Raw genomic sequence first — 22,937 nt, 5'->3', positions numbered from 1 at the left:
CGGTTGAACTGCTCCGGGCTCAACCCGACGAACGGCTCGATCCATTTCGGATCATCTGCTGAGATCACCCCACCCATGACCGGACAACGCCCCAGGAGCCACACCGGTTACGGGACAACCTCTAGGCGCCGCCGGCAACGGCCGCCGGCCGGTGCTGGAGGGCGTCTAGGAACTCCTCGGACCGTTGTCGGGCCTCCGGCAGGCGACACCTATTCGTCGCCGCTGCCCGACTGTGTGGGGACCAGTTGCCCGAGCCGGCGCCCGGCATTGCCGGGTCAGCCATGCGGGTGGCGGGGCGGAGAACCCAGGGGGCTGCACGGGCGCTACCGACGGCCGGCCGGGAGCGAGTGAACTCGTGACGTCAGGTCCAGTCGGAGCAAGAGTTCAGGTAACGGTCGCCCTCGTACCTGGCGACCTGGACTCCTAGCGACCTTGGGTAAACGGCCAGGTCTTGCCGAAAGTCCCACGACTGACGCTTGCCGTTTCCCAGCGTGTTCTTGAACCATTGGCTCGCCCGGCTTGTCTGTCCTGGGTAAGCCCAGGTGAAGCGCACGCGCACGTGATTGCCGTCTCCCTTTGTGTCGACCACGGAGAGGTTGCCGACGACGACGTAAGGGTTCGGATTGCCGGGGCCATTTTGCTGCATGTCGAAACTTGCGCTGCCTGACGCTCCAGTGGTGTCGCACGTTCGGTAGTACGTGGCCGCCTGGGCGGTGCCAGAGCTGGTGAAGGTGAGCAGCCCGGCAGCGCTGAGCGCGATGACTGTGGTGCGTGCGCGCATGAATTCCCCCGTGAGCGCTGGCGACTTGGCTGCGTCAACGTATTCGCGTTTCCCCGCATCGACGAGTGATTGCACCAGAACGCAAATGAGGGGCGGCCCGAGAGCATCTTGAGCGCTTAGAGGTTGCTCGGGAGACCGTGTCCTAGGTGATGGCGGAGATGTCGGCGGGCCCCTTCGGTGCTGGCTGTGGATCTGGCGGATGCCACTGTTGCGGCGGGCGATGAGCCGTCTGCGTACACGGGCGCAGAGCGGCGAGTGGTGGGCCAGCTGGTTCCATCCGTCGCTTCAAGGGTCCCGCCCGACGGACGGGGAGGGCGGAACTGTCATGCCCGCCTGGTGAACTCACCACGGCTGGGCTGCTGCGGTTTGCCGGGGCGCGCACCCGAAGTGGTAGGGGCGTACGAAAGTATTCAAGGGCAAAGTTACGGCCAGGGTATCGCCAGCAGTTCATAGAAACTGGCTTACCCGGGCATACCACCGCTGATAAGGGCATCACGCCGCTGGAGGCGACGTTGGATGAACCGAATGCGGACGCTGGTCAGCGATGTCTGATAGCCGATCAAAAGGACCCGACGCCGTGCGAAGGGGCTTTGGCGGCGGTGACGGTCGTCACCAGGGACGGAACCGAGATCACAGGGTGTGTGCACCACAGTGCCCGGCAACTCGCCAGCCTGCAGGGTTCCCGACTGCACCCGATGGCGGCGCTGATGCCGTGGGTGGTAGATGTCTACTGTCGTGCAGCCGCGCTCTGCCCATTCCCGTGGGAGGTCGGCCTGTAGAGATCTTCAGTGGCTGAAGTTACCGCGGAGAGGATCGATGGCTGCGCCGGCAACGTCCCTCGCGCACTCAACGGTTGTTGGGCACACTGTGCCGATGAATACGTCGGCCGGGTGCCTTGTCCGCCCCTCGACCGGTTCGTCGACGACATCTATTGCCTGACCGGAGAACCGCGCCACCGCCGGATCTCCTCGTGCGTGACGCGGATCGTCCCGGGACCATCCAGGTGGACGCGCGAAGGCCGATCAGGCGAGGTCACAGAAGCAGCATCAATACGGTGGCCTCCGGCATCCGATGAGGGCGGCGATTCAGTCACTGTGTGTGGGCGATGATGGCGTCCGCCAACAGCTCGTGCACCTCGGGCGGGAACGAGTGCCCCATGCCCTCGACGGTCAGGATCGAGGCCCCGGGGATCGCGTCGGCGATGAGCGCGGAGTGACCGGGCTTGTACGGCTCGTGCGTGCCCTCCACAGCCAGGGTCGGGGCGGTGATCTTCCCCAGGACCCCCGCCGGCTCGGCGCCGAGTAATTGTCAATACCTGTGGGTGCGTTGTCCGGCCGCAGCGTCAGTGGGTAGGGGTCTGGTGACCTGGGACCGGCTTGCGGGCCAGGATCTGAAGGCCCGCCGATGTGTTGCCGTTCATGGTGGTCACGGTGGTTCGTCGGGTGTCGATGGTCTCGAAACCGGCGAGCAGGGAGGTGAACCAGCCGCTCGGATGGTGGCGGCACACTGCGCCGTCGCCGGTCTCGAACACCCCGTAGGTGCCGTAGGGCTCGGCGAACCTCGCGTAGCGGTCGCGGTTGCGCTGGTCGTCTTGTAGTAGCAGGTCGCTGAGGTAGAGCAGTGCGCCGGGCTTGAGCACGCGGTGTAGCTCGCCGATCAGCAGCCGCTGTGCGTCGTCGCTTGGGATGCAGGTCAGCACCGCGAAGAGCACGACCACGTCGATGCTCGCGTCCGGGCAGGCCAGTGTCGGTGGTGTGTCCAGCACCGCGAAGTGCATCGCGGGGTGCAGGCTGCGGGCCCGAGCGATCATCCCCGGTGATGTGTCGACGCCGGAGAGGTTGTCAAAGCCCTGCTGTTCCAGCGCATCCAGGGTTCGGCCGTAGCCGCAGCCGTAGTCGAGGATCGCGGCGCTTCGTTCGACGTTGTCCAGCCACGGTGTGTGCAGTGGGTGCGTGAATCGCTTCGTCGTCGCGGCGGCGTCCCAGTAAGCGGTCTGGCTGTCGAGGTCGGACACGGCGGATGCCTCCATCGGCGTTTCGGGAAAGGTGGTCACGCTGCCACGGTCTCGGGGCGTTCGACGAGGTGGCCGCGTTCGAAGCGGGCTCCGGCGCGGACGAGGGCGACGAGGTGCGGTGCGTTGACCGCCCGCCAGCGCGCCTGGGCGGACTCGACGTGAAGACCATGGCAAGCGCGGCGGCCGCGCTGCCGGCGCCCTTGGTGACCTTGGTCCGCAGCCGCACCGTCGCGAAGGTCGATTCGATGGGATTCGTTGTGCGCAGGTGAACCCAGTGCTCGGCCGGGAAGTCGTAGAACACCAGCAGCTCGTCCACGTCGTCGGTGATCTTCTTGACGGCCTTGGGCCACTTCGCGCCGTAGGTCTTCTCGAATGCGGCGACGGCCTTGACCGCGTGCTCGCGGTCCTCGGCGTTGTAGATGTCCTGCAGCGCCTTCCGCGCCCAGGCTGGGCCGACTTCAGGATAGCGTTGAGTACATTGGCGGTTTTGTGAACCCAGCACCGCTGATGGCGGGTCTCGGGGAACACCTCGGCCAGGGCCTTCCAGAAGCCCAGTGCTCCGTCGCCGACCGCGAGGGCCTGAGCGCGCATCCCGCGCCGGGAACAGTCACGCAGCAGGTCGGCCCAGGACTCGGCGGACTCGCGGTAGCCGTCGGCCATCGCGATCAGCTCCTTGGTGCCGTCCGCGCGCACGCCCATGACGACCAGCACGCAGGACTTCGCCTCCGACAGGCGGATTCGCAGGTGGATGCCGTCGGCCCACACGTAGACGTAGTCCGTAGCCGACAGGTCGCGCTCGCCGAATGCCTTGTGATCGGCCTGCCACTGCGTCGTCAGCCGGGTGACCGTGGCGGGCGAGAGGCCGGCGGAGGAGCCGAGGAACTGCTCCAGGGCGGGCACGAAGTCCCCCGATGACAGGCCGTGCAGGTAAAGCAGGGGCAGCACCTCGCTGATCTTCGGGGACTTGCGGGCCCAGGGCGGCAGGATCGCCGAGGAGAACCGCCTGCGCTCACCGGTGGACTGGTCGACGCGCTTGTCGTTGACCCGCGGGGCCTTGACTTCGATCGCCCCGGCCGCGGTCGTGACCTTCCGCGGCTGGTGGAAGCCGTTGCGCACGACCAGACGCCGCCCGGACTCGTCCCGCTGATCAGCCAAGTCGGCTATGTATGCGTTGACTTCCGCCTCCAACGCGGCGGTCAGCATCCGCCGTGCGCCCTCGCGGACGATGTCGTCAATCAGGGAGCCGTGTGGTGTTGTTCCGTCTTCGTTGACTACCGTGAGCACGGGCGTGCCTTCCCGACCGACGCGCCAACGTCGGCCTACTCGATGACCATCACAGGATCATTCGGGAAGGTACGCCCTTCACGCGCCAACCCGAGGCTGATCCACAGGTCTTGAGCATTGCTCTCGGCGGCCGGGATCGGCGGCGTGGGCGCGCTGGTGACCGGCCTGCAAACCGGGCTGCCAGGCCCGGTCGTACAGCCGCTCCTCCAGCCGGCGCTGCTCGTCCTCGTCGAACGGCAGGCCTGCCCCGTGCGCGACCCGGCCGAGCCCGATCGCGAGATCGATCTGCGACCGCCGGTCCGGACCGGGCGGGTGGCCGCTGCACGGGTGAAGAACTCAATGGCCTCGGCAGTCGGGTAGGGCAGGTCGTGCTCGTCCGGTTCCTGCCCCGTCAGGGCCCGTACGAGGGCCCGCCCCTCGCCCGCGCCCAGCGGCGAGGACCCGATCACCGTCAGCAGCCGCTCCGGGTGCTCGGCCGCCACCCACTGTGCGAGCAGCCCGCCGGCCGAGTGCCCCACGATGTGGGCGCGGTCGATCCCGTAACCGTCGAGGACGGCGAGCAGGTCGTCCTTGATGTCGGCCCAGGTGTACGGGCCGGTCTCGAAATCGACCACGCCCGACCTGCCGGTGTCCCGGTGGTCGTACCGGATCACCCGGCGTCCCGCCGCGGCCAGCCGCCCGACGAGCTCGTCCGGCCAGAGCACGCCCTGCGACATCGACCCCATCACCAGCAGCACCGGCGGGTGGGCGGTGTCGCCGAACTCCTCGCTCCACAGCCCGACGTTGCCATGGTTGATCATGCGTTGGGCAGTCATGTGCGGCTCCAGTTCAGGAGGTTCCGTACGGGTGACGATGAGTCTGGCCCGTTTTGCCGCCGGTGCCATCCGTAGGATCACGGGGTCCAGTGGGCCGGTACGGGGGTTGCCTCACGGGGAGGTGTTGACCAGGCGGGATAGTTCGGTGCGGGAGCTGACGGCGAGCTTGGGATAGACCTTGTAGAGGTGGTATTCGACCGTGCGGGGGCTCAGGAAGAGCCGACCCGCGATCTCCTTGTTGGACATGCCCTCGGCGACCAGGCGGGCGATGCGCAGTTCCTGCGGGGTGAGGGTGCCCAGGGCGTCGGACTCGGGTCTGGTCACCGACTCCCCGGCGGCGCGCAGTTCGCCCAACGCGCGGTGAGCCCATGGACCGGCGCCGATCCGCTGGAACGTCTCCAGGGCGGAACGCAGCAGGAGCCGAGCGTCACCACCGCGGTGGATCCGGCGTAGCCGCTCGCCGTAGAGGAGGGATGTGCGAGCCTCGTCGAAGGGTGAACCGCCGTCATGCAGGCGCAGCGCCTTCTCGTAGAGCGCGACCGCCTCGGCGTCGTCTGCGCTCACGAGGGCGCGAGAGCGGGCGAGCAGCGCCTGTGACTGCGGGGCGCGGGCGTGAGCCGCCCAGCGCTCGTACGACTCCAGGGCGGACCGGGCGGTGTCCGGCTCGCCGCACGCCACGGCGGCCTCGATCCGGTCGGGGGTGGAACGCCTGGCGGTGATCGGGTGACCGATGCCGGGTCCGGCGGTGGCGAGCGACTCGAAGCGGGCATGGGCGGCCGTGAAGCGGCCCAAGGTCAGGTCGAGGAGTGCCAGGGCATAGGAGGCGATGCTCGCCCGCAGCCCGAGTCGGTGGGGAATGGCGATGGCGAGGGCGTCCCGCGCGTACCGCTCGCAGTCGTCCTCGCGGCCCTGGATGGCCGTGATCGCCGCGAGGTTCGCCAGGTGCGCAGCCACGGAGTTGCTGTAGCCCGCCTCGCGTGCGAGGGCGAGCCCCTCCTCGGTGATGGCCGTGCTGAGGGCCAGCCGGCCCTTGATCCGTTCGGCCCGGGCCACGAACTCCAGGACACCCGGCAGCCGGCCGGTCATTCCGGAGCCGCGGGCGACGCGACCGGCGCGGATGATGGCGTCGGTCGAGGTGTCCATCTCGCCCAGGAGGCTGGCCGCGGCGGAGGCCCACCACAGTTCGTTGGCCCGCTCGGAGCCGTCGGCTCGCGACAACACGCCCCGCAGGATGGGGGCGCCGCGCTCGACGTCGCCCGCGAGCATCGCGCCCATGCCGCTGAGGACGGCCCGCAGGAACGGATCGCCGCCGACGAAAGTCTCCGCCTGGCGGGCCATCGCCACGATGGCGGCATCGTCGCCGACGTTGCTCGCGGCCTCCACGGCGTCCCCCAGCATCTCCAGGGCCCGACCGGGTGCGGCCTCCATTGCTCGCGTGGCCCCTTCGAGGAACACCCGCTGCGCCTCGGCGGCGTCGCCCGAGTTCAGCTCGAAGCGGCCGTGCAGCTGGGCCAGTTCGGCAAGCAGCCGCGGGTCGTCGGTCAGCTCGCGTGCCGTGGCGAGGCAGGTCTTGGCCCGGCCGGGCAGCCCGCCGAGCCAGGCCGTCGTCGCCGCGTCGGTGAACCGCCGGGCCCGTAGGGACTTCTCGGGCGTGAGCTCCGCCGAACGCGCCAGCGCGGCGGCGGCGTCGGCGTATCCGCCCCGGGCCCGGGCCCGTTCGGCCGAGGCGGCGAGCTCGTCGGCGACATCGGCGTCCCGCCCGACCGACGCGGCCGCCAGGTGCCAGGCCCGCCGGTCGGGATCGCCGGCGGTGCCCTCCAGCGTTGCCGCGAGGGCGGTATGCGCGGCACGCCGCCGTGCCGATCCCGCCGCCGCGTACACCGCCGAACGGATCAGGGGGTGACGAAAGCGCAGGGAAGGACCATCGACGGCGATCAGCCCGGCGGCCTCGGCAGGCTCCAGCGCACCCGCGGCATCGGCCACCGCCGCCGCACCGGGACGCTCCGCCGCGTCGAGCACAAGACCGAGCGCGCCGAGCCCCTCGGCGGCGGCGACGAGCAGCACCTGCCGCGTCGGCTCGGGCAGTTCGGCCACCTGCCTGCCGAACAGGTCGCCGATCCGGGCGCCGACCGGCAGCGGCTCGGGAAGCTGGGCCCGCCCGGCGAGCTGGTCGGCAGTGAGTATCTGGGCCACCTCGCTCAGAGCCAGCGGGTTGCCACCGGTCAGGGCGATCAGCCGTGCGCTCACCGAGGGCGCGGTCGCGACGCGCTCGGCGAGCAGTTCCGACGCGCTCTCGTCGTCAAGTCCTGCGACGCGCAGGTGCGGGAGGTCGCGTACGGCCGCACCCGCGTCGTCACGTACCGCGATGAGCGCGGCCACGCCTTCGTTGCGCAGCCGCCGGGCCGCGAACAGCACCGCGTCCGCCGACGCCCGGTCGAACCACTGGAAGTCGTCGATGAGACACAGCAACCCACCGTCCGCGGCCGCCTCGGCGAGCAGGGACAGGACACCGGCCGACACCAGGAACTGGGCGTCCTCGGCGGGCGGCGCCGCCAGGCCGAGCGCACCCCGCACGGCATCGCGCTGTGGTGCGGGCAGCGTGTCAAGCAGATCCGTCACTGGGAGCAGGAGTTGGTGCAGGGCCGCGAAGGCGAGATCGGCCTCCGGCTCCGCGCCGGTCGACCGCAGCACCCGCATCGGGGCCGTCGCGGCCGCGTGGTCGAGGAGCGCGGACTTGCCCGCCCCGGGCTCGCCGCGCAGGACGAGCACCCGGCTCGTCCCCTTCCGGGCCGCGTCGACCACCTCGTCGATCGCCGCCCGTTCGGCCCCGCGCCCGTACAGCATGCGCCGATTCTGCCGCAGGCCACGCGGGCGTCAAGGGTGATCCGTGTCGGCCACTGGGCTCGTGCAGCGGCACTGGACCCAGTGAGGCCCAGTGGTCCTACGGATGGCAGCGGCGCCGCGCCCGGCCAGGCTCTCACTCAAGCGTTATCGATCAGCCGCATCGGCAAGCAGGGAGATTTACCATGCGAAACCATTTCCGCCACGTTGAAGCCGGCCAGGCCATCACGCTGGTTCTGGGCGGCACCGGCAAGACCGGAAGCCGGGTGGTGACCCGGCTACGCGAACTCGGCCTGCCCGTACGCGTCGGGTCCCGGTCGGTCGATCCTCCGTTCGACTGGGCCGATCGGTCCACCTGGGGTCCCGCGCTCACCGATGTCGCCGCGGTGTACGTCACCTATTACCCCGACCTGGCGACGCCGGGAGCACCTGAGGCGGTCGGCGCGTTCGCCGACCTGGCCGTGCGGTCGGGGGCCCGGCGCCTTGTGATGCTGTCGGGACGCGGCGAACCCGAGGCGGAGGCCGCCGAGAAACTGCTGCGCGCATCGGGCGCCGACTGGACGATCCTGCGGGCTGCTTGGTTCTCCCAAAACTTCAGTGAGAACTACCTGCTGGAGCCGGTGCAGGCCGGCGAGGTGGTGCTGCCGGCCGGTGACGTGCCCGAACCGTTCGTCGACGTCGACGACATCGCAGACGTCGCCACCGCCACGCTCACCCGCGACGGCCACTCGGGACAGATCTATGACCTGACCGGCCCTCGCCTGCTCACGATGGCCGACGCGGTCGCCGAGATCGGCGCCGCGGCCGGACGGACGATCTCCTTCGTCCCGGTTCCGGCCGGTGACTACGCCGCCGCGCTGGCCGCCGAGGGTGTGCCGGGCGAGGTCGTCGAGCTGATGTTTTACCTGTTCACCATCGTGCTGGACGGCCGCAACGCCCACCTGGGCGACGGCGTACAGCAGGTCCTGGGCCGCCCTGCCCGCGACTTCTCCGACTATGCCCGCGATACCGCCGCCACCGGCATCTGGACGCAGAAGGGAGCGGTATGAAACACCTCCAGGCCGCCGTACTGCCGGCCGCCGTCATCTCCACCGGCCTCATGGCCGGACTGTTCGCCGGCTTCGCCTACGCCGTCATGCCCGGCCTCGACCGGTCCTCCGACCGCACCTTCGTCGAAGCCGTGCAGGGCATCAACGAGGCCATCCTCAACCCGGCCTTCATGCTGCCGTTCATGGGCTCCATCCCGCTCCTCGCGCTGGCGGTGTTCCTGGCCCGGCGCGGACAGGGCCGGCCCGCGCTGCCCTGGCTGATCGCCGCCCTTGTCCTCTACCTGATCGCCTTCATGGTCACCAGCGGCGTCAACGTCCCTCTCAACGACCAGCTCGCCAAGGCCGGCGATGTCGACCACATCAAGCACTTGGGCACCGTCCGCGATCACTTCGAGAGCACGTGGGTCACCTGGAACATCATCCGGGCCCTGCTGCACACCGCCGCGTTCGCCTGCCTGGCCTGGGCTCTTGTCGTGTACGGCGCGCACCGTCCGAAAGAGGGCAAGAGCGCGAACTCGGCTGCGGGGCCGATTTTCCAGAACAGCGACCCGATGCCCACCGCGTACCAGCACGGAGGCCGGACCCCGTACAACAGCCACCCGGATCAGCGACCTGACCACATCACCACCCCCGCTTCGAACCCGTGACGATCACGCAGGTCACCGAACTCGTGGCGCGGCTGCGGGCATTGGCGGACAAGTGCCAGGAGGTGTCCGGCCCGTCGCTCCAGGACGCCTCACTCGTCTTCGCGCGGCGATCCTCGTACCGTCCGGCACGCGGCCGGCAGATCTATGGAGAGATCAAGTGACATCAGACATGCGGGAGTTGCCGACCGGATTCGGCCGCCTGTGGACGGCGCAGACAATCTCCTCACTCGGCGACGGGGTCACGCACGCCGCGCTGCCGCTGCTCGCGCTGGCGTTGACGCACGAGCCGATGGCGCTCGCCGTCGTCACAGCCGCCGGCACGCTGCCCTGGCTGCTCTTCGGCGTGCTCGGTGGTGCGCTGGTGGACCGCTGGGACCGCCGGCGCACGATGTGGATCGCGGACGCGGCCCGTGCGGTGCTACTCGCGATACCGGCGGCGGCGGCCGCGCTCGACCTGCTGAGCATCCCCTTGCTCGCGGCTGTCGCCTTCCTGCTCGGCCTCGGCGGGCTCTTCTTCGACACGGCAGCCACGGCCTATCTGCCGGATCTGCTGGGCCGCGCCCCCGCACTCCTCGAGCGCGCCAACTCCCGTCTGCGCGGCGCCCAGACCGCCATGTCCGGCTTCGTCGGGCCACCCGCGGGCAGCGCACTGCTGGCGCTCGGCCGGGCGGTTCCGCTGCTCGCCGACGCGATGTCGTTCGCGCTCTCCGCCGTGCTCGTACGGTCGCTGCCCGCCGCACCCCGTCCCGTACCGCAGGCCGGCGAATCGCTGCTGCGGCAGGCGCGGGCCGGCGCCTCGTATGTCTTCCGGGATCGCCTGCTGCTCGGGCTCGCACTGCGCCCGGCGGTCGGCAATATCGCCTTCCTCGCGGTGGAGACGGTCCTCGCCCTCTTCGCGAAGGAGCGCCTCGGCATCGACACGTACGGCTTCGGCCTGCTCCTCACGGCGGAGGCCACCGGTGGTCTGCTCGGCGCGGGCATCGCCTCCTTCCTCGGCCGGCGCCTTGGCACCGGCACGGCGCTGACCTGCACGGCCGCGGTCGAAGGACTCGCCGTTCTGGGCCTTGCCACCGCCTCGGACCCGTACGTCGCCGGCCTCGCGCTCGCCATCTGCGGAGCGGGCATGGGCGCGACGATGGTGCTCGCCCCATCCCTGCGGCAAGCGGTCGTCCCGGCCCACCTGATGGGGCGCGTCGCCTCCACCTCCCGCATGCTCGCCATGTGCGCCGCCCCCTTCGGCGCGTTGATCGGCGGCTGGCTGGCCACCACGTACGACGTACGCACCCCGCTGTATGCGGCCGCCGGCCTCCTCCTCGCGATGACCGCCATCACGGCATCCATGACCAGCAACCGCCGCGTCGAGGAGGCGCTGCGCACGGCTGCCTCGACCGGCGATCCGAAGGATCCCGCCCATGAGAGTGCACCCGACTTGTTGTGACCTCTGCCGAAGGCTGGATCAGGCACAGGTCACCAAATGGGTGGGTGAAAAAGGCTTGACCTACACCAGGCATGGACCCGTGCGGAGCAGATGGGAGTGTGGACCGCGGCCGAGAACGGGTCAACATCGCCGTACAGGCATCGTGGTGTGACACCAGAAGAGCGCACCTTCGCGCACGAGCACCCTTGGCGGGGAGTCATCTGGCTGCCGGTAGTGACACTGCGTGGATGTTCTTGGAACTACGTCACTGTGAGGCGGGCTGGTAGCGCAGAAGTACGGTCCGGGAGTCGAACGTCTGTGAATCAACGAGTTGGAGATTGAGTCGCTCCGAAGATTCCGGGAAGAGTGCCTTGCCGCCGCCGAGGACGACGGGATGTACAACGACGTGGTGCTCGTCGATCAGGCCGTGGGCGGTGAGTTCGGCGGCCAGGGAGGCGCCGCCCGTCAGCAGCAGGTCCTTGCCCGGCTCGGACTTGAGGGCGGTGACCTCCCCGACCAGGTTCGAGTCGTTGATGACGCGTGCTCCGTGGCCGGGCTCGGTCAAGGTGCGCGAGAACACGATCTTGGGGCTGCTGCGCCAGACCGGGGCGAACTTGAGGTCGTGCGGGTCGTCGGAGATGGACTCGGCGTTCGGCCAGTAGCCGGCCATCATCTCCCAGACCGGACGGCCGTACAGGAAGGTGTCGGCCCGCTCCATCAGGCTGAAGGAGTAGGCGGACAGCTCCGGCCCCATGGCCGGCCAGTCGAACTCGCCGTTGGGGCCTTCGATGTTGCCGTCCAGTGAGGTGTGGACGAAGTGGATGATCTTCCGCACGGTGTGGTCCCTTCGTGACTGACAATCTGTGGTTGCGCCTGCATGGACCACACTGAGCGGGCAAGGTCATCGCCATAACCAATGTGATGCACGTCACGCGCATGCTGGATGGGTGCCCTGTCCGCCCCTCAGGTGCCCGCATTCAACGGGAAGCCTGCGCCTGAGTGACTGCGGCCATTTCGCAGATCCCCATCAATGCCGCGGGCGCCGGTGATGGAGCTCGCGCGGGCTGGCTGGTTCGGCCTCACTTCCGCCAGAACAGGTGGTGCGTCACGCCGCTCGGGCTGGGCACGACGTCCTGGTGGAACCGGTCGAGCAACTCATCGGGGGACTCCCACAGTCGGGCCCCGGTGCCGAGCTTCATCGGTGCGACCGCCACATGCAGAGTGTCGAGGAGGTCGGCCTCGAGGAACTGCCGGATGAGCGTGGCCCCACCCCCGAGCCGGACGTCCTGGCCCTGCGCTGCCTCCTTCGCCTGGGCGAGCACCGTGGCCGGGTCGTCGTCGACGAAGTGGAAGGTGGTGTCGGAGAGCGTGAACGAGGGGCGTTTGTGGTGCGTCATCACGAACACCGGTGTGTGGAAGGGGGGCTCGTCACCCCACCATCCCTGCCACTCGTGGTCCCGCCAGGGCCCACGGTGTGGCCCGAACTTGTTGCGGCCCATGATCTCGGCGCCGATGTTGCGGGCCCAGTCACGCGTGAAGTAGTCGTCCAGACCTCGGCTGCCACCGGGTTCGGAGCGGGGGATGGGTGAGTGGGCGGTGGCGAAGGCCCAGGCGAGCAAGTTCCCGGGATCGGCATGGCCGAACGGTTTCTCGAGGCTCTGGCCCTCGCCGGCGCCGAACCCGTCGCTCGAGACGGTGAAGTTCTGGACCCGCAACAACTGGCTCATGTCGCTCCTCCTGCTTCGCGCATTCTGAAAGCCTGACGAACGGTCGCCCCGCGGGTCGGGGTGGACTCGTTTGCTGCATCGTGTAGTTCTCATCGAGCTCCCACAGCCGCGCGCAGGGCGACGACTTTCCGTGGTCATCGCATGGTGCGGCCGCGTACCCCTCACGGGGGTGAGCGTCCAGTGGAAGCGGGGGGCTTCCGGCCCTTGCTAAGGGATGCTTGAGGCTCTGGTCGGGACCGTCGGTGAATCCGGCCAGTGCCATGGCGAGGTGTGCGGAGACGGTGCTCACCTTGGCTTGGCCTTCCTGTACGTATGTGATTGCTGGTGTAAAGGCGGCACGCGCCCCGAACTGATCGGCCACCGCAAGAGCGAGTTGCGCGTGAGGCAGACCTTGGGCCTAGCGTGCTACCTCGCAGGGCCGGGTGGCGGCGGCTCAACGACGGCCGACGCAGAGGTCTTTCACTTCTCGATCGACGAGACCCCTACGGCGCGCCTGGCTGGGCGGACTGCGGATTGAACGGCTTTGGCGACTTCGGCATCGACCAAGTCGTGGTTGAGCGCGAAGGCCGCGCCCGCGCCGGCGCCCGCCGCGGAGATGACCAGCGCGCGCGGATCGCAGACGTTGCCGACGGCCCAGACACCAGGGGCGCTGGTGCGCCCGGCGTCGTCGGTGATAACAAAGCCGGCCTGGTTCCGCGCGCAGCCGAGACCGTCGAGGACGCCGTCGTTCGGCACCATGTGCGGGAAGAGGAAGGCGACCTCACACGGTACGAGGCTTCCGTCCGCGAGCTCCACGCCGGACAGACGGTCGTCCTGCGTCACCAACTGCCTGATCGCGCTGGCGGTGGCGATCGATATCCCGCGGGCAGTCAGCCGTTCATGATCGTCCGCAGTGAGCGGCATGTCGGCGGGGATGTAGACGACATCGTCGGACCACTGGCGCACCAGGAGCGCCTGGTTGACGGAGTTCGGGTGGGTGCACAGGACGGCAAAGGCCCGATCGCGGACCTCGTAGCCGTGACAGTACGGGCAGTGCAGCACGTCCCGTCCCCACCGATCCCGTACACCAGGGATATCCGGCAGGTCGTCCCGCAGCCCGCTCGCCAGGACGACGTGCCGGGAACGCAGCACGGGGCCACCGGCCAGGTACACGGCGAAACCCGGCTCCACCTGCTCGATGTGATCGGCTTCCCCCTCGATGAAGTCCACGCCGTAGCGGGCGACTTCGGCCCGACCCACCTCCAGCAGTTCGGCGGGCGGCATGCCATCGCGGGAGAGGAAGCCCTGCATGTGCGCGGCCGGAGTGTTGCGCGGCGCCCCGGCGTCCACCACCGCCACCTTTCGGCGGGCGCGGCCCAGGACCAGGGCGGTGCTCAGGCCACTTGCCCCACCTCCGATGACGACGGCGTCGTAGGGCTCCCGCGCCGTGTGTGCCGCAGTGTTCTCGTGTATGCCAGTCACGGCGATTCCCTCCGGGGGCACAGATTGAGGTCTTCTCGGCAACGTGAGGGTTGCGGTGTGGGGCGGGGTGTGGGCGCGCCTCGCCGCTTAGTTCTGCGGTGCCAGGGTGCGTAGGACGCAGAACTCGTTGCCCTCGGGGTCTGCCATGACCACCCAGTTTCGGTCTGAGCCTTGGCCTACATCCGTCGTGGTGGCGCCGAGGCCGAGCAGCCTGGTCGCTTCGTCCTCGGTGCTGTCGTCGATCGGGCTGACGTCGAGGTGAAGCCGGTTCTTGACGGTCTTGCCCTCGGGTACCTGGATGAACTGCAGGGTGGGTGGCATCTGGCGGGCCCGGACATCCTCGACGGTCGGCACCCAGGAGCCGATCTCGACCCTGCCGTCGCCGCGGTCGATCATTTTGAAGTCCAGGACTTCGCACCAGAAGGCAGCGAGCCTCTCCGGATCGTGGCAGTCAACGACCAACTCGGTGAACCTACTTGTCATGACTCTCCTAGATAGTGCGGACGGGGGCTCAGAGTGCCGCGTAACTGACCGGATCGATCTGGAATATGCGCCGTTGGTCTCCTTCAGTGACCATCGATGTTGAGGTAGACACGACGGTCAGGCGATCTGGGCAGGGGCAGGGACGGGGCGCTCGGCGGCCCGGCTGACCTGCTCCCAGCCCTCCCAGACGGCCATCCGCCGGCAGGAGATGTCGAAGGCGAGGTCGTAGACCATGCTGCCGAGCAGCAATCGCAAGGGCGGGTTCTTGCTGTCCACCAGCTTCAGCATCGCCGCGGCCGCCGCCTCGGGACTGCTGTCGACCGAGCCCTCGGCCCATTGCCTGGTGATCTCCTCGCGTAGTGGACCGTACGGTTCGAGCGGGGAGGTGGAGGTCATGCTGGCGTAGAGGTCCGTCCAGTAGCCGCCGGGCTGGACGATGGTGACCTTGACGCCGAATGCCGCGGCCTCCATCGCCAGTGCCTCGGTCATGCCCTCCAAGGCGAACTTGCTCGCGCTGTACATCCCGGTGGTCGGGAAGCCCCCGAGAGCGGCGATGCTGGAGATCTGCACGATGTGCCCGCCTTTTTGGTCGCGAAGATGCGGCAGGGCGGCCTGGCTGACCCACAGCGCGCCGAACAAGTTGACCTCCATCTGGGCGCGCGCCTCGGCTTCCGTGAACTCTTCGACCATGCCTGAGGACATCGTCCCGGCGTTGTTGAGCACGATGTCCAGCCGGCCGAAGTGCTCAACCGCAGTGGATATGGCGGCCAGTACGGCCGGTCGGTCGGTCACATTCAGGTTCAGGGTGAGCAGCCGGTCGGAGTGCCGCTGGTCGAAGTGATCCTGGGTGACACTTCGGGCGGCGGCCACCACCTGGTCACCGCGCTCCAGCGCGGCGACAGCGAACGCGTGGCCCAAGCCGCGGCTGGCTCCAGTGATGAACCACGTACGAGGGGCGGGCATCAGAACCTCCTAGAATGCGAAATGTCGCGTCTCGTTGGGGATCTATAAAGGTGTGCCGGAGTGGATCGCGCGGCAGCGCGTCGGGGTGGAGGTCGACTTCCATAGGTCGGCCTCGAGATACATGTCGTCCTGGTAGATCGCGGAGGCGACGGGCATGGTGTTGGCCCGCAGGCGTTCTTAGAGGGCTGGCCAGGCCGTGCGTTGGGCGATCAGGTTCGGGGCGGTCACTGGGCCCAGGGCAGGGCGCGAGTGTCCTCGGTGCCGGGGACGGAGGCCACGCCGTCCGAGCGCATGGCGACGAGGGCCTCGGCCGCCTGCGGGGCGTTGATCCGGCGGACTGCGCCCGGCGGAAGGATGAAGGTCTGCCCGGCCATGACCTTCTCGGTGGAGCCATCGCAGGTGACCTCGAGGGCGCCGGCGGTCACCGTCCAGACCTGTTCGCGGCTGATGGCATGTTCGGGGCCGCTCTGGCCGGCCTTCATCACGACGGTCCAGGTGCTGAGTTCAGTGCTGCCGCGGCTGGGGGCGGCGAGGCCCGTCATGCGGGCGCCGGGGGACTCGGTGACGTTCTCGTCGGTGGGGCTGATCACATGTATGGAGGGACGCGGCGACGCCTCGGGGGTGGCCCATTGGACGAGCTGAACGACGACTCCGTTCGGGTCGGTCAGCTGGAACAGCCGCTCGCCCCAAGGCTCTTCGCGTAGCGGCATGGTGATGGGGGCGCCCGCCGCGCGCAGGCGTCTGTCCTCATCTTCGATGCCGGTGACGGTGAGGGCGAGGATCAGTCCGGCGGCCTGCTGGTCACGCTGCTCGGGCGGGAGTACCTCGGTGCCGCGGCGCAGCAGAACGAGATCGGCGGCGTCTTCGCGGGTCAGGGATACGAAGCCGGTGTCGGCCATGGCGACCCGGTAGCCGAGGTGGGTGCAGAAGAAGTCGCTGGAGCTGTCCACGTCGGCAACGGTGAGGGACAGGGTGGAAGCGGTGACGCGCAACGTGGCTCCTTGGTGAGATCGGGTGGTGAACCGGATACGGCGGCAGCCGCCTTGGGGCGAAGCCTCGTCAGGGAAGGAGACGGTAGGTATGGACGACCGAGCCGGTCGAGAAGGGTGTGGTGCCGCCGTATTCGACGCTGGTGGCGCTCTCCTCGCGAAACAGTGCCTTTCCCGAGCCCTTCAGCACAGGAAAGACCCAGATGCGGTACTCGTTGAGCAGATCACCATGGGCGAGGGAGTCGGTCAGTCGGCCCTGGCCCCAGATGAGGATGTCGCCGCCGTCCTCTTCCTTGAGCGCCTTGACCTGGGCAACAAGTTCGTCGCTCGGGATGACTGTGGTCGGGCCCCACGCTGAAGTGTCGACGGGCTGCGAGGCGACCACATACTTCGCGATCGCGTTCACATGGTCGGCGAACGGGCTGCCGCTCATGTGTGGCCAGGCCTCGGCCATGGCTTCATAGGTGACGCGACCGAGCAGCAGCGCGTCACACCCCTGGATCATCTCCCACGCGTAAGCCTCCGACTCGGTGTTGGAGTAGGCGAGCGACCATCCGTGGGGGTTGTCGATGAATCCATCCAACGTGGCGTACGTCGATGCGATGATCTTCCGCATGGCTTGTCTCCTAGCCGTCTTCGATGCGGCTCCAGACTCGCAATCCGGCAGTATGTGCAGGTAGTGCAGGCAGTCACCAGCTCGATGTGAAGGATTCACATGATCCGTGTGATCGTCGCCGAGGATGTTCCGATCCTTCGGGAGACGCTGAGTGCCGTCCTCGGTCTCGAGGACGATCTCGACGTCGTCGGCTCGGTCGAGCGTGGCGACCAGGTCGTGGAGCTGGCGGTGGAGACAGGGGCGGACGTGGCGGTGTTGGACATCGACCTGCCCGGCCGCGACGGCCTCACCGCCGCCGCCGACCTGCGCGCAAAGCTCCCCGCTTGCCGTACGGTCATCCTCACCGGCGTGGGGAAGCCTGGCTACCTGCGCAGGGCTTTGGCCGCAGGTGTGTCCGGCTTCCTGCTCAAACACGCTCCGGCCGACGACCTCATCGACGCGATCCGCAAGGCAGTGGCGGGCGAGCGCGTCGTTGACCCGCAGCTTGCACTGGCCGAACTGGAGCGCGCCGAGAACCCGTTGGCCGACCGAGAGATCGACGTGCTGCGCGCCGCAGCCACCGGCGCCGAGGCCGACGAGATCGCGCAGATCCTGTCACTGAGCCGCGGAACCGTCCGCAACTACCTCTCGTCCGCCGTCATGAAGCTCGGCGCTCGCAACCGCATCGACGCGATCCGTATCGCTACCGACCAGGGCTGGCTCTAGCGGGATACGGGCCGTCAACACGTAGGCGCAGTCCGAGGCTTCGCCGGTCAGCCGGCCGCCGACGGTCTCCAGGCGGTGCCTCAGGTTTTCCAGGCCCGCGCCCGGTGAGACGTCATCGGTGCGCAGTCCGTCGTTGCCCAGTCGCAGCAGCACCTGGCCCTCCACCACGGCAGCGTCGATCGTCGCACGACGCCCGTTGCTGTGGCGCAGGATGTTGGTGACGCCCTCACGCAGCACGATCGCCAGGACTTCGCTCTGTCGCGCGGTCAGCGGCAGGTCCTCGACATTCCCGTTCACGGCGAGGCCCGCGGTGGTGAGTGCGGCCTTGGCGGAAGCCAGCTCGTCAGGTAGCGAGATCTCCCGATAGCCGGCGGCCACGCTGTCGATGTCGCTGATGGCCTGGCGGGCGGCGGCCATGCCCTCGTCCAGTTCCGCCAGCGCGCGTCGACGGTCACGGCCGAGCAGTCGGAACGCCAGCTCGCATCTGAGGACTATCACCGAGAGGCTGAGTCCCAGCAAGTCGTGCAGGTCGCGGGCGAACCTCAGTCGTTCACGGGCCACCTCGGTCCTGGCAAGCTCGGCCCGCGCCGCGCTCAGCTCGCGCGTGAGCCGTCCCATCGTGACGAAGCCGAAGATCACCAGAGCCCGCTCACCGATCCACACCATTTGGTAGCTCTGGTCGACAACCGTCTCACCATGCAGCGTGAATCCCCAACCCAGCAGCGTGACCAGGTCCTGGGCCACCAGCAGGCCGGTCACGATCCACCGCGCCCAACCGCGCAGCAGCACGAGCGTGAGTGCCGGCAGGAAGAGCCGTAGCCACCACAGCGCAGGGTCGAAAACCAACCCGGGGACCAGGGCTGCGGCGAACGCCCCGGCCAGCGCGAGCTGCCAGTGCCGTGTCCGCCCGCCGCCCGCGAGGTAGCAGCACCACACGAAGAACCCCGAGAAGACGGCCAGCGCCACGAAGTAGAGCAAGACGCGGCCCGCCGACTCGCCCGATACCAAGATGTCCCGGGTCGGGTTGGTCAACAGCATCAACGCCATGACCGCCAGCCCAAGTCTGGTCACTCCAGCTGCGGTCAGATCGTCAGCTGCCGTCGTACCCACGGGAGCACCGCCCCGGTGCGAGTGCGCCAGCGACCTGGTCTCCGTCAGCGCCGCCCGCGCCGTCGCCAAGCTCGCCTCCAGCCGTTCGTGGGCGTCCGGGACGGCTTGTCGGACGGCTTCGCCGTGGCGGACGACATCGGCCAGCGAGGTGCCGACACGGGTGTTGAGCTGATCAGCGAAGGCGATCCGTTGGCGGGCGACTTCTGCGTCGGCCAGCGCAGTCCTGGTGCTTGCCATACCGACGACGAGGTCGGCGAAGCGTGCTACGCCATAGAGGGCCAGGCCCACGAAAGCCGTGTGGCCGAGGGCCAGATAGAGGGCGTCCCAGACCGTGGGGGTGACCTCAAGACCCGACAGGAACTGGGCAAAGACGACGACTCCGAAACCCGCCCACCCCAGCGCGGCGGGCCGGACCAGCAGCAGGACGGCGGCCGCGAGGAACCCCGTATTGCCGTACCAGGTACCGGCGAACCAATACAGACCGGCCGCCGTCAGTACGGTCTGGAGAACCAGCGTCACCTGCCAAGCCCGGGGCGCGCTGCCATCCGGACGCCTGACACAGTTGTACAGATGCAGCAGGAGCAGACAGGCAAGCAGGGCGAACGCCACCATCTTGCGGCCGCCCGGGTCGTCCGACCGCGCGATTCCGATGAATCCGCCGTAGGAGAAACCCACGCTGACCGCTATCGCGACCAGCCGCGCAAGCCCGAATCCCGACATGGCGACAAGCTATGTCCCAACAGCGGCTAGCGGATAGTGCGTTGTCGGTGATGGTGCGCCGGTTTGGTTGATCGTCCTGCTGACGGTTGGGGCGGCCCCTGCAGATGCGGATGCGGCTGCGGGCGCGTTCGCGGCGCTGTGCTTCCAGCACGGCCGGGTGGCGACGGTGGTCGTTGCGCCGACGCAGATAGTCCTGCATCTGTTGGGCGGGTCGTTGTTGCCGATCACGAACCTGCGCAGCTGTCCCGACTGCGCAACAACCGGCAGCAGCACCAGGCCGACGTCACCTTTGATTGTGCGAGCGGGCCCCAACATCACCGCTTCGAAGGCCCCTTGCTCTACAAACGTCATACGCGCGGCCCGTCCTGGCTTCGGCCCGAAGCGCCGCAAGGACCGCTCCCGCTACCTGCTCGAGATCAGCGGCGCCGACGGCCACCACACCGTCCTCTCCTGGGGAGAGATCGCCCCCGACTTCGCCAGTTCTCCTGTCCTACGGGCAACCCGCCTCGACGGCGCTGTCCTCGACGCAGCCGACTTGTACCCGGAGCCCGGCCCGGTGCGCAGCAGCGCTCGTGGGACGCCGGTGAACCGGTCCCGCCTGCAATTGCGCGCGTCACACGTTTACGCGCCGGCCGTCCGGGACGGACGGCAGATGGGGGCGGCGTGCACGAGGAATTCCTATGCGAGACAACCGGATACGGTGTATGCGGCGGCCAGCTGGTCGGCGTTCCGCTGGGCACCTGGCGGGCACCGAGCCTGCCGCTGGCGCTGTGGTGGCTACGCGAACGCGCGACCTGGATCGCCGAGCGCCTCGACCTCACCCCGGACGCGGCGGGTATACCGGCGGGCGCCCTGATGCCGCTGGCGCGCGATGCCCCCGATGTGCCGGGGCAGTTGCGGGCCTGGCGGGACAACGCCGCAGAGCAGTCCCAAGCGGGGCTCGTCCTGGAGTACGGGCAGCTGTTGCGGTTCATCGCCCGTGACGTGACGACCGAGTTCGAGCTGCTCGCCGAGTCGGTCAACGCGATCCGCATGAAGCGCGCGCTGGGCGCAGGTCCGCACGCCACAGATCACGCGCCCCGCGCGGTCAGGAGGGGCGTGCCGACACCCCTGCCACCGGCGGCGGAACGACCTCCGCGGCAGGATTATCCATGCCGGCACGCGCCTTCAGACTTACGCAGCGCCGTGGGGTGTACCTGTAGCGATAGGGGAAGTGCGCGCAGCCCATGAAGCCGGGGCCTCTGCATCCCCTCACCCCAGGGGACGGATCAGGCCCGCCCGAATTTCCACAAACTGCAGCGGAGCTTGGTGGATCCCTCGTAAACGCAGGCTCGAATGCCTACCTGGGTGCCCTCGCTGTAGTTATGCGGGACGTCTTTCGAAGTTCCCGCGCCCGTGGTGACTTGAATCTTCCAGTCGTAGTCGTTTTCATTCGGCGAGAGCGGGGTCGCATCCACCTGCAGGACCGACGAATGTCCATCGGAACAAGTGTCGTGCGAGTTGAAAATATCGCCATTGTCGGAGAAGGAGCCTTCCGCGGCCATGTGCCCAACTACCGTGCAGTCCGAGTGGGTTACGCCGACCGAAACGCTCTCGCCCGCACTCGCCGGTGCCACAGAGAGAGTAAACGCCGCCACGCAGGATATTCCGATGGTGACGAGCTTTCGCGTTTTCATTTTCCCCCGTAGGTATCGGTGTCCTGATTCACCGGGACCCTACATTGGAACGGGAGGGACCGGAAGCCTCGGCATGATTTGCGGCCCGGAACAGGCCTCGGTCACATAAAAGCGACTCGGTATCTGTCCCTTGATGAGTCTTTAGGGAGTTATTTGGCTACTGCGCCAAGAATGTGAGTCTGAGGCACGGTGAGTCCGGTTCCGGGAAGTCGCTGTACATGCCCTGCGGCCCGTACGCGCCCGGGATCGCCCAGCGACGGCGAGCAGCCATGGGCATCAGAGTCGTAGCTGCTCGTCGGCACGGACACTGACCTCAGCTCGTCGGATCGCCCGTGGAGGAGGTTGCGGCCCCTGGGTTCTGTGTATGTGGGGGTGCGGGGACCTCGAGGACTTCGACAATCCGGCGGGCGATCTCCGAGACGTCCGCAGGCAGTCGGCCAAGCAGCGTCAGATCGTCCGACCTCCGCGCGGAGAGGGCATGCAGGAAGGCCTGCATCCACACGATCTCGACGGAGTCCGCGTCCCCACGCTGCGCCCGCGCGTCCGCAGGGATCCTTCCGTGCTGAAACGGCACCCGAAGGGCATCGTCGGCCGGAGGCTCCTCACCGAGGAGTCCAGCCAGCACGGCATGATCTTCAGGTTAGGGTGTCGTGGGCCCGGATCTGGTGCTGGCTCGACTGCAGCTAGCGATGCACGCCCCGTCGGCTTAGACCGTGTCCTATGTGGTGAGGCGGGTAGAACCCCAACATGGGGCAGGGGACGTGGAGTTGGATTGTTCCGGACGGGTTGTGGGAGATCGCGAAGCCGTTGATCCCGCCGTCGAAGGTGCGCCCACAGGGCGGCGGAACTCAGGACACCTCTGATGAGACGCTGTTCGCGATCATCATCTACGTGCTGGTCAGCGGCTGTTCCTGGCGGGCACTGCCGCCTTGCTTCGGCGTCTCGAAGTCCACAGCTCATCGCCGCTTCCTGATCTGGTCCAGAGCCGGGGTCTGGGGCCGGCTGCACGAGGCTGTCCTGCACCGGCTCGACGACGCGGGCCTGATCGACGTCTCCCGCGTCGTGCTCGACACTGCCCACGTCAGGGCTAAAAAAGGGGCGAACACACAGGTCCGAGCCCCGTGGACCGGGGCAAGCCAAGTTCCAAGATGCACGTCCTGTCGGACGCGAACGGACTGCCCCTACTCGTCGGCGTCTCCGCCGGCAACACCCACGACAGCGAAGGGCTGAAGCCGATGGTGCTGGGTCACCAAACGAGACACGACCCCCACCGCGGCCGCTACTTCAAGCCTCAGCGACTGCATGCAGACAAAGCCTACGACCGCCCGGACCTGCGAAAATGGTTACGCGGCAAGCGCATCGGAGTCAGGATCGCCCGCAAAGGTATCGAGTCCAGCGAACGATTGGGCCGCCGCAGATGGGTCATCGAGCGCACGATGTCGTGGCTCTCCGAATACCGCGGACTCAGCCTCCGCTACGAACGCCATCCACGCAACTACCTGGCCTTCCTCGGCCTCGCCGCAGCCCTGTGCTGCTACAAACGACTCGTCCGCCTCACCACATAGGACACGGTCTTAGCCCCCGTCACCGTGGTGGCAAAGCGAAGAGCCCCGCGCGCGAGCGGGTCAGCAGACCATGC

General features: G+C 68.3%; 20 protein-coding genes and 3 pseudogenes. 7 read left to right on the top strand and 16 right to left on the bottom strand.

Going from position 1 to position 22,937, the window contains the following annotated elements; genetic code table 11:
- The 7 genes and pseudogenes from G6045_RS16460 to G6045_RS16430 form a co-directional block, all read right to left on the bottom strand.
- Positions 1 to 77: pseudogene (locus G6045_RS16460) on the bottom strand (IS5/IS1182 family transposase); the annotation flags it as partial.
- Positions 78 to 361: 284 nt separating this feature from the next.
- A complete protein-coding gene (locus tag G6045_RS16455) occupies positions 362 to 781 on the bottom strand; it encodes a hypothetical protein (protein WP_165332701.1) in 420 nt (139 codons plus the stop codon).
- Between the two features lie 1,089 nt (positions 782 to 1,870).
- Complete coding sequence (locus G6045_RS16450) at positions 1,871 to 2,029, bottom strand: alpha/beta fold hydrolase (protein ID WP_165332700.1); 159 nt, start codon at positions 2,027 to 2,029, stop codon at positions 1,871 to 1,873.
- 94 nt (positions 2,030 to 2,123) lie between these two features.
- Positions 2,124 to 2,810, bottom strand: a complete 687-nt coding sequence (locus G6045_RS16445) for a class I SAM-dependent methyltransferase (RefSeq protein ID WP_165332704.1) — start codon at positions 2,808 to 2,810, stop codon at positions 2,124 to 2,126.
- Positions 2,811 to 2,830: 20 nt separating this feature from the next.
- Positions 2,831 to 4,079, bottom strand: a pseudogene (locus G6045_RS16440) (IS256 family transposase).
- 35 nt (positions 4,080 to 4,114) lie between these two features.
- Positions 4,115 to 4,894, bottom strand: a complete 780-nt coding sequence (locus tag G6045_RS16435; protein ID WP_235967945.1) for an alpha/beta fold hydrolase — start codon at positions 4,892 to 4,894, stop codon at positions 4,115 to 4,117.
- A 111-nt stretch (positions 4,895 to 5,005) separates the two neighbouring features.
- Entirely contained in the window at positions 5,006 to 7,738 is a 2,733-nt protein-coding gene (locus G6045_RS16430; RefSeq protein ID WP_165332699.1) for a helix-turn-helix transcriptional regulator, read from the bottom strand.
- A gap of 182 nt (positions 7,739 to 7,920) precedes the next feature.
- Here G6045_RS16430 and G6045_RS16425 point away from each other — a divergent pair, with 182 nt between their 5' ends.
- From G6045_RS16425 to G6045_RS16410, 4 genes are read left to right on the top strand one after another with little or no spacing between them, the layout of a single operon-like run.
- Positions 7,921 to 8,784: an NAD(P)H-binding protein gene (locus G6045_RS16425; protein WP_165332698.1), complete on the top strand. Its 864-nt coding sequence runs from the start codon at positions 7,921 to 7,923 to the stop codon at positions 8,782 to 8,784.
- Positions 8,781 to 9,431, top strand: coding sequence for an anthrone oxygenase family protein (locus G6045_RS16420; protein ID WP_165332697.1), 651 nt, complete (start codon positions 8,781 to 8,783; stop codon positions 9,429 to 9,431). The genes G6045_RS16425 and G6045_RS16420 overlap by 4 nt, the downstream gene beginning before the upstream one ends.
- Positions 9,428 to 9,592, top strand: coding sequence for a hypothetical protein (locus tag G6045_RS16415; protein WP_165332696.1), 165 nt, complete (start codon positions 9,428 to 9,430; stop codon positions 9,590 to 9,592). The genes G6045_RS16420 and G6045_RS16415 overlap by 4 nt, the downstream gene beginning before the upstream one ends.
- Positions 9,589 to 10,869 carry an MFS transporter gene (locus G6045_RS16410; RefSeq protein ID WP_165332695.1) on the top strand — a complete coding sequence of 427 codons (1,281 nt, stop codon included), beginning with the start codon at positions 9,589 to 9,591 and terminating at the stop codon, positions 10,867 to 10,869. Before G6045_RS16415 ends, G6045_RS16410 begins: the two co-directional genes overlap by 4 nt.
- Before the next feature lie 244 nt (positions 10,870 to 11,113).
- Here G6045_RS16410 and G6045_RS16405 read toward each other — a convergent pair whose 3' ends face one another.
- The 7 genes from G6045_RS16405 to G6045_RS16375 form a co-directional block, all read right to left on the bottom strand.
- Positions 11,114 to 11,683 carry a dihydrofolate reductase family protein gene (locus G6045_RS16405; RefSeq protein ID WP_165332694.1) on the bottom strand — a complete coding sequence of 190 codons (570 nt, stop codon included), beginning with the start codon at positions 11,681 to 11,683 and terminating at the stop codon, positions 11,114 to 11,116.
- A 244-nt stretch (positions 11,684 to 11,927) separates the two neighbouring features.
- Positions 11,928 to 12,575, bottom strand: coding sequence for a dihydrofolate reductase family protein (locus G6045_RS16400; RefSeq protein WP_165332693.1), 648 nt, complete (start codon positions 12,573 to 12,575; stop codon positions 11,928 to 11,930).
- Positions 12,576 to 13,034: 459 nt separating this feature from the next.
- On the bottom strand, positions 13,035 to 14,036 hold the full coding sequence (locus tag G6045_RS16395; protein ID WP_328707799.1) for an NAD(P)/FAD-dependent oxidoreductase: 1,002 nt from the start codon (positions 14,034 to 14,036) through the stop codon (positions 13,035 to 13,037).
- A gap of 87 nt (positions 14,037 to 14,123) precedes the next feature.
- Positions 14,124 to 14,519 carry a VOC family protein gene (locus G6045_RS16390; RefSeq protein ID WP_165332692.1) on the bottom strand — a complete coding sequence of 132 codons (396 nt, stop codon included), beginning with the start codon at positions 14,517 to 14,519 and terminating at the stop codon, positions 14,124 to 14,126.
- Positions 14,520 to 14,636: 117 nt separating this feature from the next.
- Complete coding sequence (locus G6045_RS16385) at positions 14,637 to 15,482, bottom strand: SDR family oxidoreductase (RefSeq protein WP_165332691.1); 846 nt, start codon at positions 15,480 to 15,482, stop codon at positions 14,637 to 14,639.
- Positions 15,483 to 15,706: 224 nt separating this feature from the next.
- Complete coding sequence (locus G6045_RS16380; protein ID WP_165332690.1) at positions 15,707 to 16,474, bottom strand: VOC family protein; 768 nt, start codon at positions 16,472 to 16,474, stop codon at positions 15,707 to 15,709.
- A gap of 67 nt (positions 16,475 to 16,541) precedes the next feature.
- Positions 16,542 to 17,087: a dihydrofolate reductase family protein gene (locus tag G6045_RS16375; protein WP_165332689.1), complete on the bottom strand. Its 546-nt coding sequence runs from the start codon at positions 17,085 to 17,087 to the stop codon at positions 16,542 to 16,544.
- Positions 17,088 to 17,186: 99 nt separating this feature from the next.
- Between G6045_RS16375 and G6045_RS16370 the strand changes: the two genes are divergently transcribed.
- On the top strand, positions 17,187 to 17,792 hold the full coding sequence (locus G6045_RS16370) for a response regulator transcription factor (RefSeq protein ID WP_165332688.1): 606 nt from the start codon (positions 17,187 to 17,189) through the stop codon (positions 17,790 to 17,792).
- Here G6045_RS16370 and G6045_RS16365 read toward each other — a convergent pair.
- A complete protein-coding gene (locus G6045_RS16365) occupies positions 17,682 to 19,622 on the bottom strand; it encodes a sensor histidine kinase (RefSeq protein ID WP_165332687.1) in 1,941 nt (646 codons plus the stop codon). The two genes, G6045_RS16370 and G6045_RS16365, sit on opposite strands and share 111 nt — an antisense overlap.
- Positions 19,623 to 20,285: 663 nt before the next feature.
- Here G6045_RS16365 and G6045_RS42395 point away from each other — a divergent pair.
- A pseudogene (locus G6045_RS42395) lies at positions 20,286 to 20,529 on the top strand (hypothetical protein); the annotation flags it as partial.
- A 361-nt stretch (positions 20,530 to 20,890) separates the two neighbouring features.
- On the opposite strand, the gene G6045_RS16355 reads toward G6045_RS42395, so the two are convergent.
- The gene (locus G6045_RS16355; protein WP_165332686.1) at positions 20,891 to 21,166 is read right to left on the bottom strand and encodes a hypothetical protein; all 276 of its coding nucleotides are present in this window, start codon (positions 21,164 to 21,166) and stop codon (positions 20,891 to 20,893) included.
- Positions 21,167 to 22,045: 879 nt separating this feature from the next.
- On the opposite strand from G6045_RS16355, the gene G6045_RS16350 reads away from it, so the two are divergent.
- Positions 22,046 to 22,863 (top strand): IS5 family transposase gene (locus G6045_RS16350; protein ID WP_165332685.1). Its coding sequence is split into 2 segments (ribosomal slippage): positions 22,046 to 22,394 and positions 22,394 to 22,863, totalling 819 coding nucleotides; the frame shifts between segments, so codons are not numbered across the junction.
- Positions 22,864 to 22,937: the final 74 nt, after the last annotated feature.

The sequence above is a fragment of the Streptomyces mesophilus genome (assembly GCF_011044995.1).
Taxonomy (GTDB): domain Bacteria; phylum Actinomycetota; class Actinomycetes; order Streptomycetales; family Streptomycetaceae; genus Streptomyces; species Streptomyces mesophilus.
Note: the sequence above shows the minus strand (reverse complement) of the source record. Positions and strands in the feature narration are given on the sequence as shown.

Bases quoted from the DNA above. Each gene is read 5' to 3' on its own strand.
- G6045_RS16455 (WP_165332701.1), bottom strand. From the start codon at position 781: ATGCGCGCACGCACCACAGTCATCGCGCTCAGCGCTGCCGGGCTGCTC.
- G6045_RS16445 (WP_165332704.1), bottom strand. From the start codon at position 2,810: ATGGAGGCATCCGCCGTGTCCGACCTCGACAGCCAGACCGCTTACTGG.
- G6045_RS16435 (WP_235967945.1), bottom strand. From the start codon at position 4,894: ATGACTGCCCAACGCATGATCAACCATGGCAACGTCGGGCTGTGGAGC.
- G6045_RS16430 (WP_165332699.1), bottom strand. From the start codon at position 7,738: ATGCTGTACGGGCGCGGGGCCGAACGGGCGGCGATCGACGAGGTGGTC.
- G6045_RS16425 (WP_165332698.1), top strand. From the start codon at position 7,921: ATGCGAAACCATTTCCGCCACGTTGAAGCCGGCCAGGCCATCACGCTG.
- G6045_RS16420 (WP_165332697.1), top strand. From the start codon at position 8,781: ATGAAACACCTCCAGGCCGCCGTACTGCCGGCCGCCGTCATCTCCACC.
- G6045_RS16400 (WP_165332693.1), bottom strand. From the start codon at position 12,575: ATGAGCCAGTTGTTGCGGGTCCAGAACTTCACCGTCTCGAGCGACGGG.
- G6045_RS16390 (WP_165332692.1), bottom strand. From the start codon at position 14,519: ATGACAAGTAGGTTCACCGAGTTGGTCGTTGACTGCCACGATCCGGAG.
- G6045_RS16385 (WP_165332691.1), bottom strand. From the start codon at position 15,482: ATGCCCGCCCCTCGTACGTGGTTCATCACTGGAGCCAGCCGCGGCTTG.
- G6045_RS16375 (WP_165332689.1), bottom strand. From the start codon at position 17,087: ATGCGGAAGATCATCGCATCGACGTACGCCACGTTGGATGGATTCATC.
- G6045_RS16370 (WP_165332688.1), top strand. From the start codon at position 17,187: ATGATCCGTGTGATCGTCGCCGAGGATGTTCCGATCCTTCGGGAGACG.
- G6045_RS16365 (WP_165332687.1), bottom strand. From the start codon at position 19,622: ATGTCGGGATTCGGGCTTGCGCGGCTGGTCGCGATAGCGGTCAGCGTG.
- G6045_RS16355 (WP_165332686.1), bottom strand. From the start codon at position 21,166: ATGGCCGCGGAAGGCTCCTTCTCCGACAATGGCGATATTTTCAACTCG.